Raw genomic sequence first — 16,462 nt, forward strand, 5'->3', positions numbered from 1 at the left:
CGTCGGGCGCCTCACTGGCCACCTCCAAAGTCAGCGGGTGCCGCCGGGCCGCCCGCGTTCGGGGCGGGCGCGGACACCGGCGCCGGCGTCGGAGCGACCGGACCCGGGACCACCTCCGGCCCCGGCGGTGGCGGCGGTATCGGCACCTGGGGCGGGTTCTGCCCGATGACCGGCGCTATCGGGTTCTCGTCGTAGGCGTTCGGCGGACCCGGGGGCGTCTGCAGAGTCGACTGGACCGGCGCGATGTTCGGACCACCCATCAGCTCGTTCAGCGAGTCCGGGGTCATCAGACCCGCGGAGATGGGCCCGACCTGCTGGCCCTGCATGCCCGGGGCGACGATCCAGCCCGGCTGGGTGTTGCGGTGCGAGGTCGGGGTGTCCGGCACCCAGATGCCCGGGACGGTGGTGTCCTTGTATCCGTTCGGCGGGTGCAGCCGATCCTCGGAGTAGGCGACCTCCTTCGGCAGCGTCTCGGCAGTGCTGAACAGGTTCAACCCGAACGGCGGGTAGTTGAACTTGATCGCGTCGAGAATCGGGGAGAGGTACTGCGCGCACAGTTCGGCCGATTCCTGGTAGCCCAAGCGGCTGCCGGCCTGGATCGCACTGCAGATGAACTGCATCGGGTTGGCGAAGTTGGTGATCGACGGGATGGCGACCACCGAACCGTGCGACGGGTGATAGATCTGGTTGATGTTCGACGCGGCCGTCGGCACCACGTGCAGCGCGGTCTCCAGCCCGTTGAGCGGATCCGGTTGCAGCAGCGCGTTCGTCGCGGTTTCCAGGTTGTTGATGTCTTGGACGAGCACCCCGCGGTTCTGGTCCAGCCAGGGCCGCACGGTGGTCAGCAGGCTGTCGAACTGCGCGATCGCGTTGGCCAGGTCGGTATCGGAATGCGCCAGCCGCGTGGTGAAGTCGGCCAGGTTCTGGTTGAGCGCGACGAACTGCTGGTCGTCGTTGTGCAGCGCATTGACGAACAGCGCCAGGCTGCGCACCACCGCGAAGAAGTCGCCGCGGCCCTCGTTGAGGGCGGTCAGCGCCTGCGACAGGCTGGTCAGCGTGGCGTTGAACTGCTTGCCCTTGCCGGCCAGCCCGTTGGCGAACGACTCGATGACCTCACCGAACGGGCCCTTGGGCTGCTCGGGTGTCGGGCCCAGCTTGGAGATGATGTTGGTGATGCTGTTGCGCAGCTGGTCCCACTCCACCGGCACCTGGGTGCGCTCTTCGGGGATGACCGCGTTGTCGGCCAGCACCGGCCCGCCCTTGTAGGCCGGCTCCAGCTGGATGGCCCGCGACGCCACCAGGGTGGGGTTGAGGATCACCGCCGAGGCGTTGGCCGGAACCCGGTACTGGTTCTCGTAGTGGAAGGTGACCCTCATCTTGTTGCCGGCCGGCTCGATCTTGTCGATCGCGCCCACCCGCAGCCCCATGATCTGGACCTTGTCCCCCGGGTACAGGGCGTTGGCCGCCGAGAAATACGCCACCACGGTGTTGGTGGTCACCTTCTGGTACAGCCGCCAGCCGACGTAGCCGACGACCAGCGCCAAAATCACCACCAGCGATGCGACGATCACCGATGCCCGCGTCAGCTTGGGCAACCGCACGTTGCGGATGTCAAAGATGGTGCTCAATTCTGGCTACCTCCCCCCGCTGCGCCACTGCCTCCGGATCCGCCGGGGTTGATGAACGGTGCCGGCAGCTGGTTGCCCGGCCCGGGCGGCGGCGCCGGTCCCGGCGGGAACCCCGGCGCGAACGTCGACGGCGGCGGCGTCGGTCCGGCCGGTGCCAGGTTCTCGGTGCGAGCACCCGGGGGTGCCTGAGCAGGCAACGGCACCGGTGTGCCCGGCACGTCAGGCGGCGGGTCGCCCGGCCGGCCCGCAATCGGGATGCCCGGCGTCGGCGGCAGACCCGCGGGGTTCGGCGGCGACGTCATCACGTCGACCGGCGCCGGGAAGCCCGGCCCGCCGAACGGGCCGCTGGCGGCGCCAGCGCAGGGCAGCGGGTTCCACGGACGCGGCAGGCCCTCGTCCCCGACGGTGACATTGCCGCCGGGGTTGGCCGGCGTGTACGAGCACGGTGATCCCGGTGGGACGGCCGGACCCGGGTGATCGGGTGTGCCCTCCAGCACCGGCGGTGCCGGCGGCGGCGCACCATTCGGGAACCGGGTCCCGTTCGGGTCGGGCCAGCGGTATTCCGGCAGACCGGCGCTGCGCCAGAAGTTCTCCGGATCGATGCCGCGCTTTTTGAAGGCGGCGTCGACCCAGGGCTGCGTGATCTGGTACAGGGCCAGGTTGTGCAGGACCACCTTGAAGAACGGCCCCGACGCGATGGCCTCGTTCAGTGATGGCAGGAACTTGCCGACCTCGGTGAGACCGTTGGCCAGGTCATCTTTGCGCTGCACCAGGATGCCGCTGACCGTGCGCAGCTGTTCCAGCACGTGGTTCAGGTTCGGGTTGTCGTTGATCAGGCCCTTGACCTGTTGGGAGAACGCGGCGATGTTGCCGAGCAGGGCGTTGATCGCCTGGCCGCGCTCGTTGAAGGCGACCAGCAGCGTCTTGGTGTTGACCAGCAGCCGGTCGATCTGATCGCTGCGTTTACCGAGGATGCCGGCCACCTGGTTGGCCTGGGCGAGCAGGTGCTTGACCTCTTCGTCGCGCTTGCCGATGGTGTCGGAGAACCTTTGCACCCCTTCGAGCGCCGGGCTCAGGTGCGGATAGGTCTGGTCGATGGTCTGCGACAGCACGTGCAGCGACTGCTTGACGGTGTCGATGTCCCAGCCCTGGGCGGCCTTGGTGACGTCGAAGAACGCGTCATAGATCTGGTAGGGCGTGGTGCTTTGGCCGACCGGCAATGTCGCCCCCGGCCGCAGCGGCTGGTTGCCGCGCGGCTCGAGTTCGAGGACCTTCTTTCCGAGGATGGTGTCAGTCTTGACTGCCAGCCGGCTCTCGGTGCCGAATTGTGCGGTGCCGGCGTTGAATTGGATCGCGATGTGATCGCCGTCGATCTTGAGGCCCTCCACCTTGCCGACGTCCACCCCGGCGATGCGCACCTTGTCACCCTTGCTGAGGCCGCCGGTGTCGGTGAACTGCCCGTAGTAGTGCGGTTTGGCCATCAACATCGGGACGCTGGTGAAGCTCTGGCCCACGCCGATCACCAGCAGCGTCACGACGATGCCCATCAGCCCGATGCGGACCCGGTTCGGTGGTTCCAGTGTTCTCATTGCGGCGTGCACCTACCCGTCGGCTGCTGGAACAGCCGGACCGTGCGGACCGGGCCACCGGCCTGCAAACCGTTGATCTTCAGGGTGATGTCGCAGGCGTAGAAGTTCACGAAGTCCCCGTAGGACCCGATGGCGCGCCCAATCATGTTCAACGCGGTCGGCACCTTCTTGAGGTAGTCCTGCAGTTGGTCTTGCTGGTCGATCAGCGGCTGCTGCACCGCGTCCAGGTAGTTGATCGTCTTGTGCAGCAGCCCGCGGTCCTCGGCCAGCAGATCAGCCACCGTCCCGGCGGCATTGCTGATGTGCGCGACGCCACCGGCCAGCTGGTCACGGTGGTTGTTGAGGCCGGTGATCAGCACTTCGAGATTGTTGATGGTGTCGTCGAACTGCTGGCGGTGCCGGACGGTCGTGTCCAGCACGATGTTCAGGTTCTTGATCACCTCGCCGATCGCTTGGTCGCGCTCACCGAGCTGGCTGGTCAGTTGCGCGGTGTTGTCGAGGATGTCGTTGATGGTGCCGCCCTGCCCCTGGAAGACGGTGACCAGCGAGCTCGCGATGGTGTTGACCTTTTGCGGGTCAAGCGCCCGGAACAGCGGCTTGAACCCACCGATCAGCGCATCGAGGTCGAGCGCCGGCTGGGTGCGTGCCACCGGGATGAACCCGTTGGGCGGCAGGACCTTGTCGGCGCCTTCGCCTTGACCGCGCTTGAGCTCCAGGTAGCGGTTACCGATCAGGTCGAGGTAGCGGATCTGGGCGGTCGTCGACTGGTACAGCTGGATCGAGCGGTCGACGTTGAATTTCACCCGTGCCCGCTTGCCGCCGTCGGCCAGCTCCACCTCGTCGACCTTGCCGACCTCGACCCCGGAGGCGCGGACGAACTGGCCCGCGCGCAGGCCGCTCACGTTGGTGAACTCCGCCGTGTACCCGTTGGTGCGGTCGAAGCGCATCTGACCGAACACCACGATGATCATCACGGTGAAGATCAGCAGCACCACCGAGAAGATGCCGAGTTTGACGAGGGTTCCGGTGTTTTTCATGGGTTGATCGTGTTATCCCCTACCTGGCGGCCCCAGACGTACTCGATCGCATACGGCGATCCGGTGTCCAGGTGGTTGTACGGCGCGATGCTGTTGCCGGTGTCCATCACCAACTCCGGTGCGGGCCACAGGTCGTGGGTGATCTGCTGCCAGCATCCCGGCGCGCCGCCCGGGCCACCGCGCGCGTTCACCCGCGGCAGGTTCTCCGGATAGGTGTAGGGGTTCGGCGCGCCGCCGACCAGACCGGCCGCCCCGCCGAGGCCCAGCGTCAGCGCGGCGACGGCGACCAGCGACAGCGGGTTGGCGACCAACCCCAATCCCGACAGCGCCTGGGTGTGGGCGACCAGGGAGTAGCCGTTGCCGCCCAGGAAGGCGGCGGCCTTGGGCTCGATGTCGTGATAGTTGCGCACGGTGCAGAACAATTCGGGGCTGTAGGTGTCGAGCAGCTGCGCCGTCGGCACCAGGTCTTCGGCACCGCGCGCCAGGTACGGCCCGCCCTTGTTGAACAGCTCCGCGCCGGTGTTGCCGAACCCGGCCGCCGACAACAACGCCTGATCCAGATCCTTCTGCTGGGCATTGATGGTGCGCGAGGTGATCACCGCATTGTTCAAAAAGTCGAACAGATCCGGCGACGCGTTCGCATACGTATCGCCCAGCGCGGCCAACCGCTGAATGTCCTTGCGCGCCTGCGGCAGCTGCGGATTCACGTCATCGAGAAGCGTATTCGCGTTGGTGATCGACTGACCGAACTTCTCCCCCAGGCCGGACAGCGACTGCGCCGCCGCGCTCAACGTCAAATTCAGCTTGACCGGATCGACCTTCTCCGCGATCGACGTGATCGTCTGGAACAGCGTGTTGATCTCGGTGGTCACCGACCGCGCGTCGATCACCGTGTGCGTCGAGATCTTCTGCGGCGAGGGGTTGGCCGGCGTCGTCAACGACACATACTTACCACCGAACACCGTCGTCGCCTTGATATCGGCGTTGACGTTGGACGGGATCAGCTTCAGGTACCGCGGATACACCTCGAGGATGAACTTCGCGGCCGGCTTGCCGTCGCGCACCGTCTCCGAAATCGACCCCACCCGGCCGATCTCCACCCCGTTGTAGGTCACCTTCGAACCCGGATCCATCACCAACCCGGCCCGCGCCGCCAGCATGGTCAGCCGCGTCTTTTCCGTGAAGGCACCCCGGAATTGCCCGTAGACGAGCGCCAGCGCGAGTGCGGCGACGACCAGCAGCGCCACCCCGGCCAGCTTGTACGGCGGGGTCCGCGGGGCGTTGATTTGTATCGGTCGGGACATGGCGTCTACACCGTCAGGGCGAAGTTCGGGTTGACGCCATAGAGCGCCAACGCGGCGGACAGCACGACAACCTGTACCGACACCAGCGAGAAACGCATCGACCGACCGACGGCCTCACCCACGCCGACCGGACCGCCGCCGGCGTGGTAGCCATAAAAGCAGTGCGTGATCATCACGACCGCGGTGATGAGGATGGCTTCCACGAACGACCAGAACACATCCTCGGGACGCAGGAACGTCCGGAAGTAGTGCTCGTAGGTACCGTTCGACTGCCCGTAGATCACCGTCGTGGTGATCTGTGGGGACAGGAACGTCATGATGATCGCCATGGAGTAGATCGGGATGATCACGACCAGCCCGGCCATGATGCGGGTGGACGCCAAAAACGAAATCGACTTGATGCCCATCACTTCCAGGGCGTCGACCTCCTCGCTGATGCGCATGGCGCCCAGCTCCGCCGTGGCGCCGGCACCGACCGTGGCGGCCATGGCGATGCCGGTGACGACGGGCGCGGCGATGCGCACATTGATCAGCGCGGCGAAGAACCCGGTGAACGCCTCCACACCGATGTTGCCCAGCGAGGCGAAACCCTGGATGGCGACCAGCGAGCTACCGGACAACGTCACGAAGCCGACGATGGCGACGGTGCCACCGATGACCGCCATGGCGCCGGTGCCCATGCCGATCTGGGCGATCAGGCGCAGCGTCTCTTTGCGGTAGTTGCGCAGCGCGTGCGGGATGCTCCCGACGGCGGTCGTGCCGAACCACGCCATCTGGCCGATGTCGTCGAGACCGCGGGACGCCGCGAGGCCGTAGCGGTTGAGGTTCTCTGCCGCCCGCGGAAAGCGGGCGCGAAAGACGGCGGATGTCGACATGTCAGTGCCCCGTCCCGAACCTCACGCCGATGGTCGTCAGCACCACGTTCACGGCGTAGAGCGCGACGACGCAGAGCACCACGGTCTCGTTGACCGCGGTGCCCAGGCCCTTGGAGCCGCCGCTCACGGTCAGGCCGCGATAGCAGCCGACCAGGCCGGCGATCAGGCCGAACACCGCGGCTTTGATTGTCGCGATGACAACCTCGGGCAGGCCGGTGATGGTGGTCAGGGTGGCCAGGTACGCACCGCCCGACACGTTCTGCAAGTAGACGCCGAACAGGTAGCCACCGACCAGGCCGACAGTGATCACCAGGCCGTTGAGCAACGTAGCGACCAGGGTCGCGGCGAGCACCCGGGGCACCACCAGGCGGTGAATCGGGTCGATCCCGAGCACCTCCATCGCGTCGATCTCCTCGCGGATGGTGCGAGCACCGAGGTCCGCGCAGATCGCCGTCGAGCCGGCGCCGGCGACCACCAGCACCGTGGTCAGCGGGCCGAGCTGGGTGACGGCGCCGATTGCCGCGCCGGCACCGGAGAGGTCAGCGGCTCCGAACTGAGCGAGCAGCACGTTGAGCGTGAAGATCAGCAACACGGTCAACGGGATCGAGACAAAGACGGTGGGCAGGAATGCGACCCGCATGATGAACCAGCACTGCAGGATGAATTCGCCCCACTGGAACGGCCGACGGAACAGCGCTCTCCCGGTCAGGACGCACATCCGGAAGAATCCCCCGACGAGGGTCAAGGGCGTCCGCGCTTGGTCACGCACATAGCTGACCAGGTAGGGGCCTTGCCGATTTGTCGACGTTGAAGTCACCGTTCCCCCCTCCGGCCGTCACCGCGCGCTCCCTGGCGTCGCGGCGGATCGTCTAGCACGCCTCGCCCCCTCACCGCTATGTAGCTGGGGGCGTCCCCACCTCGCCCCGGCTTGATGCCTGTGACCATCGGCTCCCTACTGGCAAGTAGTAACGGAGACCACAGGAATGTACCCGATGGCCAAGCACGTGTGAACCGCATCTGCACAATTAACCCTTCGCCAACAGCTGGCAAACGTTACAGGTCCCGTTAACTTTCCTTTCTGCTCTCAAAACCTCTTGCCCTAGAATGGATTTAGTCGATTTCTCCGACACCGTAGCGAACCCGTAGTTCAGTCTTGAGCACCTTCCCGGCCGGGTTGCGCGGCAACGCGTCTACGATCTCGAGCGCCTTGGGATGCTTGTACCGCGCCAGCCGCTCGGTCAGAAAATCGTCGAGCTCGTCGAGTCTTAAATTGTCGCCCGCGACAGCGGCGACCGCGATGGGCACCTCACCCCACTTGTCGTGGGCGCGGCCGATCACGGCGACCTCGACGATGCTGGGGTGGCCGGCGAGGACGTTTTCCACCTCGGCGCAGTAGATGTTCTCGCCACCGGAGATGATCATGTCCTTCTTGCGGTCGACCACCCACACGTAGCCCTCCTCGTCCATGCGGACGAGGTCGCCGGAATGGAACCAGCCGCCGGCGAACGCTTCCGCCGTGGCCTCCGGGTTGTTCCAGTAGCCGCTCATCAAAGTCGGTGCGCGGTAAACGATTTCGCCGACCTCGCCGATCGGCACGTCATTCATGTTTTCGTCGACGACGCGGGCGGCCACGGTGGGGATCACCTTGCCGACCGAGCCGCGCTTGCGGATGGCGTCTTCGCCCAGCAACATGCACGTGACCGGCGACATCTCCGTCTGGCCGAACGCGGCCAGGATCTGGGTGCCGGGGAATCTCGCCGACATCTCCCGCAGCAGCGCGTCGGGGGCCGGCGCGGCGCCCCACGAGATCACCCGCAACTTCAGGTCACGCGGGCGGGCGTGCTGTTCGGCGCAGACCGCCTGCCACTGGGCGGGCACCAGGAAGATGCCGGTGACTTTCTCGGCGGCAAGCACGTCGAGCAGCTGCCCTGGTTCGAACGCGCCCAGCGGGTAGATCACCGTCGGGATGCCGAGCAGCACCCCGGTCAGCAGGTTGCCGATGCCGGCGATGTGGAAGAACGGCACACCGATGAACCCGACGTCGTTGTTGATGTCGGCGCCGTTGGTGTACAGGCCGGTCATCGTCTGGCCGGTCAGGTTGGCATGGGTCAGCACGGCACCCTTCGACCGGCCGGTCGTGCCCGAGGTGTACATGATCAGCGCCGGCGAGTCGTTCGGGATGTCGACGGGCTGGTGCTCCTGCCCAGGCTCGTTGATCAGGTCCTCGTAGCCGAGCACGTGGTCGTCGGTCGAGCCGCCGGCCACCACGATGGTGCCCAGCAGCGACTCGATGTCGCGGACCCCGGCGGCCACCGGCGCCAGCACGGGCTCGGTGGCGATCACGCGGGCTTGGCAATCCTGGACCAGGAACGCGATTTCGGGCGGGGTGAGCCGGAAGTTCAGCGGGACCGCGATGGCGCCGAGCATGTTGACGGCCAGCACCGACTCGACGAACTCGGTGCGGTTGAGCATCAGGATCATGACCCGATCGCCGAAGCCGACACCCCGGCGGCTCAACGCGTCGGCCAGCGCCGCCACCCGGTCGCGCAGGTCACCCCACGTCAGGGTCTTGCCCAGGAACCGCAGCGCCGTCGCCTTCGGCTGCATCAGCGCGTGGCGCTCCAGCTGGTTCACCCAGTTCTGTCGCCGGGCCAGATACGGCTGCTCGTTCGCCTGTGTCGGATGGTTCGCCAATTGCGCGGTCAAGCCCAGCACTTCCCTTCACTCGCGCACCGCTTGCGCCAGGTTGATATTTGATAAAACTTGGTGTTGTGTGGGTCACACTATGGCGTCGACGGTCTACTGACAAGTCCCCGTTTACGCCCGTCAAAACTTAAACCCCGTCCCGCCAAGCCCACGAAAGCCCTGGCAGCCCCCGTGAACGCACCCATGTCAATGCAGCCGAGGAGTCGGCGGCCGCTACGCCGGGCGCAGTTGTCCGATGCGGTGGCCGGCCACCTGCGGGCGGCGATCATGTCCGGCGCCCTGCGCCCAGGGACGTTCATCCGGTTGGACGAGACCGCGGCCGGGCTCGGGGTCAGCGTCACCCCGGTGCGCGAGGCCCTGCTGAAGCTGCGCGGCGAGGGCATGGTGCAGCTCGAACCGCACCGCGGCCACGTCGTGCTGCCGCTGACCCGGCAGGACATCGAGGACATCTTCTGGCTGCAGGCATCGATCGCCCGGGAGCTGGCGGCCGCAGCCACCGACCACATCACCGACGCCGAGATCGACGAGCTGGACCGGATCAACGACTCGTTGGCCGCGGCCGTGGGGTCCGGCGACGCCGAGACCATCGCAGGCATCGAGTTCGCGTTCCACCGCGTCTTCAACCAGGCGAGCGGCCGGATCAAGCTGGCCTGGTTCCTGCTCAACGCCGCGCGGTACATGCCGGTGCTGGTCTACGCCGCCGACCCGCAGTGGGGAGAGGCGGCGGTGGACAACCACCGCCAGCTGATCGCGGCGCTGCGCCGCCGCGACACCGCCGCGGTGATCGAGCACACCGTGTGGCAGTTCACCGACGCGGCCAACCGGCTGACCGAGATGCGCGACCGCACCGGGATCTTCGACTAGCTAGGTCGAAGCCAGCTGCTCGGCGCGCTGCTTGAGGCTTTCGGCCAGATGGTCGAGCACGTTGTTGAGGAGTTGCTTCACCATCGGCGCCGGAACCGGCATCGAGGTCTCGACATCTAAATCCACCGTCAAAAGGCTCGACGCCCCCATGGACACCACGCTGAACAACTGCTCCTGCTTGGTGAACAGGTCGCCCTGCTGCAGGACGGTCTGGATCTGGTTTTCGCCCGGGTAGTACACGGCCTGGATGAACATGCTCTGCATGCCCTGGTAATCGGTGTCGAGCCGCAGCTGACTGGGGCGCCCGTCGTCGTAGCGGGCAAGCACCCAGAGGCCCTTGATCTCCTCGTTCCACTGCGGGTAGGCCTCGAAGTCGCCGACGATCTTCATTATCAATGCGGCGTCGGCGTCCACCTCGACGGTCTTGCTCATGACTGGCATGCGCGAAGCATAGCCGGGCCTGCGGCACGTCCAGGCGGCGCTGTCGCGGCCTCGTTCGGTGACGAAAGCCCTGGTGCCAGGCCCCTATTGGGCGACTATTGGTCCACGGTGGCAGTAGCCAGCAGCGCGCGGACGGCGTCGGGAATCGGGACGGACTTGCGGGTGACCCGGTCGACGTAGACGTGCACCCAGTGCCCAAGCGCGGTGACGGGTTGCGCCGTGCTTTCCGCTGGGTCGGTCCGGAACACGCCCAGCCGGTAGGTAACGCTGCTGCGGCCCAGCCGCGTGACGGCCAGGCCCACCATGAGGTCCTGCGGGAATTGCAGTTCGGAGAAGTAGCGGCATCCCGATTCGGCGACGATGCCCAGGGCGGGCGTGGTGATCGGGTCCAGCCCGGTGCCGGTGTTGATCCAGGCGTTGATCGCGGTGTCGAACAGCTGGTAGTACACGGCGTTGTTGAGGTGGCCGAACATGTCGTTGTCGGCCCACCGGGTTCCGACCGGCCACAGCACCGGAAAGTCGCTGCTGGTCAGCCCGTCCGGTGCGGGCGGAACTACGGAAGCCGACGCCATGGTTGTATTCCAACATGCCTTCAATCCGGGGCGCCGTACTGGAGCACATCGGGTCGCCTCGGCCCTACGCGCAGTCGCGGCCGATCACCATCACCGAACTCGAGCTGGCGCCGCCGGGGCGCGATGAAGTCCTGATCCGCGTCGAGGCGGCCGGCGTCTGCCACTCCGACCTGTCGGTGGTCGACGGGAATAGGGTGCGTCCGGTGCCGATGTTGCTCGGCCACGAGGCCGCCGGGATCGTCGAGCGGGTCGGCGAGGGTGTCGACGACCTGGCCGTGGGTCAGCGGGTGGTGCTGGTGTTCCTGCCGCGGTGCGGCCACTGCGCGGCGTGCGCGACCGACGGCCTGACGCCGTGCGAACCGGGGAGCGCGGCGAACGGCGCCGGCACCTTGCTCGGCGGCGACATTCGACTCAGCCGGGCCGGGCACCCGGTGTTTCACCACCTCGGGGTGTCGGGTTTTGCGACACACGCGGTCGTTAATCGGGCCAGCGCGGTCGCGGTGCCCGGCGACGTGCCGCCCGACGTCGCCGCGCTGCTGGGCTGCGCGGTGCTCACCGGTGGTGGCGCCGTGCTCAACGTGGGGCATCCGCGGCCCGGCCAGACCGTCGCCGTCGTCGGGCTGGGGGGTGTCGGGATGGCGGCGCTGCTCACCGCGCTGACCTACGACGACGTCCGCGTGGTGGCCGTCGACCAGCTGCCGGAGAAGTTGGCGGCCGCCCGCCGCCTGGGCGCCCATGACGCCTACACGCCGCAGCAGGCCGCGGACGCCGGGGTGAAGGCCGCGGTGGTGGTCGAGGCCGTCGGTCATCCGGCCGCGCTGGAGACATCGATCGGCTTGACCGCGCCCGGGGGGCGGACCATCACCGTGGGTCTGCCGCCGCCTGCCGCGCGAATCAGCGTGTCGCCGTTGGGTTTTGTGGCCGAGGGCCGGTCCTTGATCGGCAGCTACCTCGGCTCGGCGGTGCCCAGCCGGGACATTCCCCGTTTCGTCGAGCTGTGGCAGTCTGGCCGGCTGCCGGTGGAATCGCTGGTGTCGTCGACGATTCGGTTGGACGGCATCAACGAGGCGATGGACAACCTGGCCGACGGCACCGCCGTGCGGCAGCTGATCAGATTCGACGGCTAGTCGTTGTGCAACGCGCTGGCCAGGGCGTGGCCCTGCAGCGCGAACAGTCGTTGCGAGCCAGCCCAATCCGGCAGCAGCGAGTCGAACCCGTGGCAGGCCCGCGCGAAGACGTGCAGCTCGGCCGAGACCCCGGCGCGCAGTAGCCGTAGCGCGTAGTCGACCGCCTCGTCCCGAAACGGGTCGATCTCCGCGCAGGTGATCAAAGCCGGTGGCAGCCCGGCGAATTCGCCGCGCCGGGCGGGCACCGCGGACTCGGACGCGCTGGCCGGGCCCAGATAGTGGCGCCACATCAGCTCGGCGCCCTCACCGTCGAACGCTGGGCTGGCACGGAACTGCGCCTTCGACGGGGTGGCCCGATCGTCGAGCACCGGTTGGTGCAGCAGCTGGAACACCACCGGCGGCGCATCCCCGTCGGCGGCCCGCTGCGCCAGGCACGCGGCCAGGGCGGCGCCGGCGCTGCTGCCCGCGACCGCCAGCCGTGCCGGATCCACTTCGAGCTCAACCGCATTCGCGGCCACCCAGCGCAGCACGGCGCCGGCGTCCTCGAGGGCCGCCGGATAGGGGTGTTCGGGGGCGAGCCGGTAGTCGACCGACACCACGGTGCAGCGGCCACGGCGCGCAAGCTCCACGCACTGCACGTGGTCGGTGTCGAGGTTGCCCAGCGCGAAACCACCGGCGTGGCAGAACACCACCGCCGGTGCCGGGGCGGGCCCACCGCGATAGATGCGCACCCCCACGTCACCGGATCCCGCCGGCACGCTGTCCCCGACGATCCGGACCCCGTGGGTATCGGTCCGCTCGGCGGTCAGCCGGCGGCGTTCGTTGAACGGTTCCCGGGTGAGGTGGATTGCGGCCAGGGAGAAGTCGGTGCGCGTCGTCGCGACCTCACGCAGCGTCGGGTCCAGGCGATCGGCGCCGTCCAGCCCCGTCATCACGCGCCCCGCTCCGGCACGGTGACCGCGTCGGGCACTTGCGTGACGGGCGCGGTGAAGCAGAAGTCGGCGGGGGTGAACCTGCGCGTCATGCTCCAGAAGGCCCGCGCGCTGCGCGGCCACTGGGTGACCACACGACCGTTGGGGGCGCGGAAGTAGTTGCTGCACTGGGTGGTCCAGACCGTGCCGACCATCCATCGATCGATCTTGGCGACGAAGCCGGCCAGCGCGGCGGGGCGCACCGCGACGTAGCGTCCGCCCCTGCGCCGCAGGTATTTCAGCGCCCGCACGATGTAGCGGGCCTGCGCCTCGAGGATGAAGATGACGCTGTTGGAGCCGACATTGGTGTTGGGTCCGTACAGCATGAAGAAGTTGGGGAATCCCGGCACGGCCATGCCGAGGTAGGCGTGCGCCCCGTCTTGCCATGCCTCCCGCAGGGTAAGTCCCCCTTCGCCGGACACGTCCAGTTCCGCGAGATAGTCGGCCGCGGCGTAACCGGTGGCGCAGACCACCAGGTCCACCTCGTGTTCGGTGCCGTCGTCGGTCCTCAGGGATCGGCTCCGCAGGGCGCGCGCCGGGCTGGTCACCACCTCGACGTTGGGCCGGGTCAGTGCGGCCAGGTAGGCCGAGGAGAACACCAGCCGCTTGCAGCCCATCGGGTGCTCCGGGGTGAGCTTGTTGCGTAATTCCTCGTCGTCGACCGTCTTCTCGAGCAATCCGAGCGCGACGGCCTTGAATTGTTCGGTCTTTTCGCTGCCGTGCTCGATCACCGCGATGTTCGATTCGCTGCGCAGCCACAGCCGGGCCCGATAGAGCCTTTTGGCGAACGGGAGGTGCGCGAACAGCCAGCGTTCGCGGCGCGTGTAGTGCCGGTCCGGCTTGGGCAGGATCCAGGTCGGTGACCGTTGCACCGAATACACCTTGTCGGCGACCTTGGCCAGCTCGGGGATCAGCTGGGAGGCCGTCGAACCGGTGCCCAGCACGGCGATCCGCTTGCCTTCCAAGGGTATCGAATGGTCCCAGCGTGACGAGTGCATCACCGTACCGGTGAACGGCTCTTCTTCGGTGAGGTCGGGAAGCAACGGCCGGGTGAACAGTCCGACCGCCGATACGACGACGTTGAAGTGGTGCTGGTCGCCGGATGCGGTGGTCAGGCACCAGAGCTGACTGTCCGGATCCCATTGTGCCGCTGTGATTTCAGTGCGCAGTCGCAAGTGTGGCCGCAGGCCGTACTTGTCGGCGCAGCGCTGGAAGTAGTCCAGGATCTCGGGCTGTCCCGACCACAGCCGTGACCAGTCGGCGTTCAGGTCGAACGAGTAGGAGTAGAGGTGCGAGTTGACGTCGCACGCCAGCCCCGGATAGGTGTTGATTCGCCAGGTGCCCCCGACGCCGTCCTCCCGGTCGAAGATGGTGAACCTGTCAAACCCGGCCCGTGACAGCATGATTCCCAGGGCCAGGCCGCCGGGCCCGGCGCCGATGATGCCGATGGAGATCTCGCTCATCGAATTTGCAGGCATTGCCCACCGTCGATGACGAGTTCGGAGCCGGTGATGAACGACGCCTCGTCGGAGACCAAGAAGGCCACGGCGTCGGCGACTTCACCGGCCTCGCCGATCCGCCCGAACATCGACGCCTCGGCCAGCCGTGTCTGGGTCAACTCGTCTAGCATCGATGTGGCGATCGGCCCGGGGAAGACGGCGTTGACGCGGATGCCGGAGGGTGCGAGTTCGGCGGCCACGGTCTGGGTCAGTCCGCGCAGCGCCCACTTGGACGACCCGTAGGCGCTGTGCTGCGGGAAGGGGCGGATCGCACCGGTGCTGCAGATGTTGACGATGGACGCGTTCGACGCCAGCCGTAGTTGTTCCAGCGCCGCGCGCATCCCCAGGAACGGGCCCAGACAGTTGACCCGCCAGGCTGTTTCGAAACCTTCGGTCGTCTCCTCGGTCAGCGACGCCCGGTGCAGCACGCCGGCGCAGTTGACCAGCGTGCTCAGCGACCCGAAGCGCCCGACGACCTCCGCCACCACGGAGTCCCACTGCTCCGCAGAGGTGACGTCGAGCTCGAGGCCGATCACGCCGTCGTCGGCCGGTTCGCCGACCGCGGTGCGGAGTTCGCCGATGCGCCGATCGCAGGCGGCCACCGAAAATCCCTTGCCGCGCAAGCGGTTGGCGATGGCTAGGCCCTGTCCGCCGGCGGCGCCGGTCACCAGTGCGACGCGTTGGTTCATGATGGACTCACCTCGGGGCTGTCGGCCAGGCCGGCGCTGGTGACGAAGCGGCAGCGGCGCCGCGCAAAGCGCCACTGCCCGGCGGTGCCGGTCAGCTCGTCGTCGTAGATCGCCGGCCGCAGTTGCAGGTCGCCCGCGCGGACGAACAGCACCTGCGATCTGGCGGTGGCTCGCTCCCCCGCGACCTCGATCCGCGCGCTGCCGTTCAGGTGCAGGCCGCGGGCCGCGGCGCGGAACATGCCCGCGATTGCGTCACGGCCGGCAAAGGTCTTGCCGTAGACCAAAAATTCACCGTCGGGCGCGAACAGCTGCACGCATTCGTCGATGTCGCCGACGTCAAGCGCCAGGGCGTAACCGGCGAGCAGTTCGCGGATCGCGGCCTCATCGTTGCGGGCGTCGCCCGTCATTGCGTCGCCTCATGCAGGTGCTCCGCGGCGCCGCGTCGCAGCGCCTGTGACTCTGCGGCCAGGGTGATCAGGCCGAAGCCCAGCTGCGCCATCGCATGACCCGTCTTGCCGTCCCCGGCGTGAATGCCGGTGACCAGGCCCGCGTCCGACGCCGCCCGATGGATGCGCACGATCGCGTCCAGCACCTCGGGATGCCGGGTGGCGCCCACGACGCCGGCACCCAGTGAAATGGCGAGATCGGCTGGGCCGACGTAGATTCCGGTGAGCCCGTCGATGGCGCAGATCTCGTGAATGCCGGCCAGCGCGGCCGCGGTCTCGATCATCGCGAACACGCTGACTCGTGACTCGTGGACGGCGGGGTCGTGTCCCAGGCTGGCGCGCAGCGGGCCGAAGCTGCGCACGCCCCTCGGCGGGTAGCGGGCGGCGGCCACCGCGGCGGCGGCCTGGTCCGCCGACTCGATCATCGCGATGACGACGGCATCGGCGCCGGCGTCCAGCACCCGCCCGATCGGCGCCGCGTCGGCGTTGGGCAGGCGCACCACCGTGCCGACGGGCAGGTGCTCGATGCGGCGCAAGGTGCGGGCGATACCGGCGTCGTCGAGATAGCCGTGCTGCGCGTCGAAGCCGACGTAATCATAACCGGCGCGGGCGAATTCCTCGGGGCCCAACGCCGTCGGGCCGGTGACCCAGCCGCCGAAGATCGGGGTCTTGCGGCTCAGCGCCTGCTGCAGGTTACTGGGCGAAGTCATGGCC

The 16,462-nt window shown here is 67.7% G+C and carries 16 protein-coding genes; 2 read left to right on the forward strand and 14 right to left on the reverse strand.

Annotation, left to right across the window (positions count from 1 at the left end; all coding sequences use genetic code 11):
* Positions 1–11: 11 nt before the first annotated feature.
* The 7 genes from MTY59_RS06320 to fadD5 form a co-directional block, all read right to left on the reverse strand.
* Positions 12–1,628 (reverse strand): virulence factor Mce family protein, encoded by a 1,617-nt coding sequence (locus MTY59_RS06320; RefSeq protein WP_221044913.1) that lies wholly within the window; start codon positions 1,626–1,628, stop codon positions 12–14.
* A complete protein-coding gene (locus MTY59_RS06325; RefSeq protein ID WP_221044914.1) occupies positions 1,625–3,217 on the reverse strand; it encodes a virulence factor Mce family protein in 1,593 nt (530 codons plus the stop codon). The genes MTY59_RS06320 and MTY59_RS06325 overlap by 4 nt, the downstream gene beginning before the upstream one ends.
* A complete protein-coding gene (locus MTY59_RS06330) occupies positions 3,214–4,254 on the reverse strand; it encodes a virulence factor Mce family protein (RefSeq protein WP_221044915.1) in 1,041 nt (346 codons plus the stop codon). The genes MTY59_RS06325 and MTY59_RS06330 overlap by 4 nt, the downstream gene beginning before the upstream one ends.
* Entirely contained in the window at positions 4,251–5,558 is a 1,308-nt protein-coding gene (locus MTY59_RS06335; protein ID WP_221044916.1) for an MCE family protein, read from the reverse strand. Before MTY59_RS06335 ends, MTY59_RS06330 begins: the two co-directional genes overlap by 4 nt.
* 5 nt (positions 5,559–5,563) lie before the next feature.
* Positions 5,564–6,433 (reverse strand): ABC transporter permease, encoded by an 870-nt coding sequence (locus tag MTY59_RS06340; RefSeq protein WP_221044917.1) that lies wholly within the window; start codon positions 6,431–6,433, stop codon positions 5,564–5,566.
* Between the two features lies 1 nt (position 6,434).
* Complete coding sequence (locus MTY59_RS06345; RefSeq protein WP_415822800.1) at positions 6,435–7,250, reverse strand: MlaE family ABC transporter permease; 816 nt, start codon at positions 7,248–7,250, stop codon at positions 6,435–6,437.
* A 293-nt stretch (positions 7,251–7,543) separates the two neighbouring features.
* Positions 7,544–9,139 (reverse strand): fatty-acid--CoA ligase FadD5, encoded by a 1,596-nt coding sequence (gene fadD5 / locus MTY59_RS06350; RefSeq protein ID WP_221044918.1) that lies wholly within the window; start codon positions 9,137–9,139, stop codon positions 7,544–7,546.
* 183 nt (positions 9,140–9,322) lie between these two features.
* Between fadD5 and MTY59_RS06355 the strand changes: the two genes are divergently transcribed.
* The gene (locus MTY59_RS06355; protein ID WP_221046287.1) at positions 9,323–10,003 is read left to right on the forward strand and encodes a GntR family transcriptional regulator; all 681 of its coding nucleotides are present in this window, start codon (positions 9,323–9,325) and stop codon (positions 10,001–10,003) included.
* Here MTY59_RS06355 and MTY59_RS06360 read toward each other — a convergent pair whose 3' ends face one another.
* The gene (locus tag MTY59_RS06360) at positions 10,004–10,444 is read right to left on the reverse strand and encodes an SRPBCC family protein (protein ID WP_221044919.1); all 441 of its coding nucleotides are present in this window, start codon (positions 10,442–10,444) and stop codon (positions 10,004–10,006) included.
* A 95-nt stretch (positions 10,445–10,539) separates the two neighbouring features.
* Positions 10,540–11,016: an acyl-CoA thioesterase gene (locus tag MTY59_RS06365; RefSeq protein WP_221044920.1), complete on the reverse strand. Its 477-nt coding sequence runs from the start codon at positions 11,014–11,016 to the stop codon at positions 10,540–10,542.
* 14 nt (positions 11,017–11,030) lie between these two features.
* Here MTY59_RS06365 and MTY59_RS06370 point away from each other — a divergent pair, with 14 nt between their 5' ends.
* Positions 11,031–12,143 (forward strand): alcohol dehydrogenase catalytic domain-containing protein, encoded by a 1,113-nt coding sequence (locus MTY59_RS06370; RefSeq protein WP_221044921.1) that lies wholly within the window; start codon positions 11,031–11,033, stop codon positions 12,141–12,143.
* Here the strand turns inward: MTY59_RS06370 and MTY59_RS06375 are convergent.
* Genes MTY59_RS06375 through MTY59_RS06395 form a run of 5 tightly spaced genes read right to left on the reverse strand, consistent with a single transcriptional unit; the run spans position 12,140 to position 16,458 of the window.
* On the reverse strand, positions 12,140–13,075 hold the full coding sequence (locus MTY59_RS06375; protein WP_221044922.1) for an alpha/beta hydrolase: 936 nt from the start codon (positions 13,073–13,075) through the stop codon (positions 12,140–12,142). The genes MTY59_RS06370 and MTY59_RS06375 overlap by 4 nt on opposite strands.
* Entirely contained in the window at positions 13,075–14,592 is a 1,518-nt protein-coding gene (locus MTY59_RS06380) for a flavin-containing monooxygenase (protein ID WP_221044923.1), read from the reverse strand. The genes MTY59_RS06375 and MTY59_RS06380 overlap by 1 nt, the downstream gene beginning before the upstream one ends.
* Entirely contained in the window at positions 14,574–15,302 is a 729-nt protein-coding gene (locus MTY59_RS06385) for an SDR family NAD(P)-dependent oxidoreductase (RefSeq protein ID WP_221044924.1), read from the reverse strand. The genes MTY59_RS06380 and MTY59_RS06385 overlap by 19 nt, the downstream gene beginning before the upstream one ends.
* Positions 15,299–15,709 carry a nuclear transport factor 2 family protein gene (locus tag MTY59_RS06390; RefSeq protein ID WP_221044925.1) on the reverse strand — a complete coding sequence of 137 codons (411 nt, stop codon included), beginning with the start codon at positions 15,707–15,709 and terminating at the stop codon, positions 15,299–15,301. Before MTY59_RS06390 ends, MTY59_RS06385 begins: the two co-directional genes overlap by 4 nt.
* Positions 15,706–16,458 (reverse strand): HpcH/HpaI aldolase family protein, encoded by a 753-nt coding sequence (locus MTY59_RS06395; RefSeq protein ID WP_221044926.1) that lies wholly within the window; start codon positions 16,456–16,458, stop codon positions 15,706–15,708. Before MTY59_RS06395 ends, MTY59_RS06390 begins: the two co-directional genes overlap by 4 nt.
* Positions 16,459–16,462: the final 4 nt, after the last annotated feature.

Source organism: Mycobacterium senriense, assembly GCF_019668465.1.
Taxonomy (GTDB): domain Bacteria; phylum Actinomycetota; class Actinomycetes; order Mycobacteriales; family Mycobacteriaceae; genus Mycobacterium; species Mycobacterium senriense.

Excerpts from the sequence above, each read along its gene's own strand:
- MTY59_RS06355 (WP_221046287.1), top strand. The coding sequence starts at position 9,323 with ATGTCAATGCAGCCGAGGAGTCGGCGGCCGCTACGCCGGGCGCAGTTG.
- MTY59_RS06395 (WP_221044926.1), bottom strand. The coding sequence starts at position 16,458 with ATGACTTCGCCCAGTAACCTGCAGCAGGCGCTGAGCCGCAAGACCCCG.
- MTY59_RS06325 (WP_221044914.1), bottom strand. The coding sequence starts at position 3,217 with ATGAGAACACTGGAACCACCGAACCGGGTCCGCATCGGGCTGATGGGC.
- MTY59_RS06375 (WP_221044922.1), bottom strand. The coding sequence starts at position 13,075 with ATGACGGGGCTGGACGGCGCCGATCGCCTGGACCCGACGCTGCGTGAG.
- MTY59_RS06340 (WP_221044917.1), bottom strand. The coding sequence starts at position 6,433 with ATGTCGACATCCGCCGTCTTTCGCGCCCGCTTTCCGCGGGCGGCAGAG.
- MTY59_RS06330 (WP_221044915.1), bottom strand. The coding sequence starts at position 4,254 with ATGAAAAACACCGGAACCCTCGTCAAACTCGGCATCTTCTCGGTGGTG.
- MTY59_RS06370 (WP_221044921.1), top strand. The coding sequence starts at position 11,031 with ATGCCTTCAATCCGGGGCGCCGTACTGGAGCACATCGGGTCGCCTCGG.
- MTY59_RS06390 (WP_221044925.1), bottom strand. The coding sequence starts at position 15,709 with ATGACGGGCGACGCCCGCAACGATGAGGCCGCGATCCGCGAACTGCTC.
- MTY59_RS06380 (WP_221044923.1), bottom strand. The coding sequence starts at position 14,592 with ATGCCTGCAAATTCGATGAGCGAGATCTCCATCGGCATCATCGGCGCC.
- MTY59_RS06365 (WP_221044920.1), bottom strand. The coding sequence starts at position 11,016 with ATGGCGTCGGCTTCCGTAGTTCCGCCCGCACCGGACGGGCTGACCAGC.
- MTY59_RS06335 (WP_221044916.1), bottom strand. The coding sequence starts at position 5,558 with ATGTCCCGACCGATACAAATCAACGCCCCGCGGACCCCGCCGTACAAG.
- MTY59_RS06385 (WP_221044924.1), bottom strand. The coding sequence starts at position 15,302 with ATGAACCAACGCGTCGCACTGGTGACCGGCGCCGCCGGCGGACAGGGC.
- MTY59_RS06360 (WP_221044919.1), bottom strand. The coding sequence starts at position 10,444 with ATGCCAGTCATGAGCAAGACCGTCGAGGTGGACGCCGACGCCGCATTG.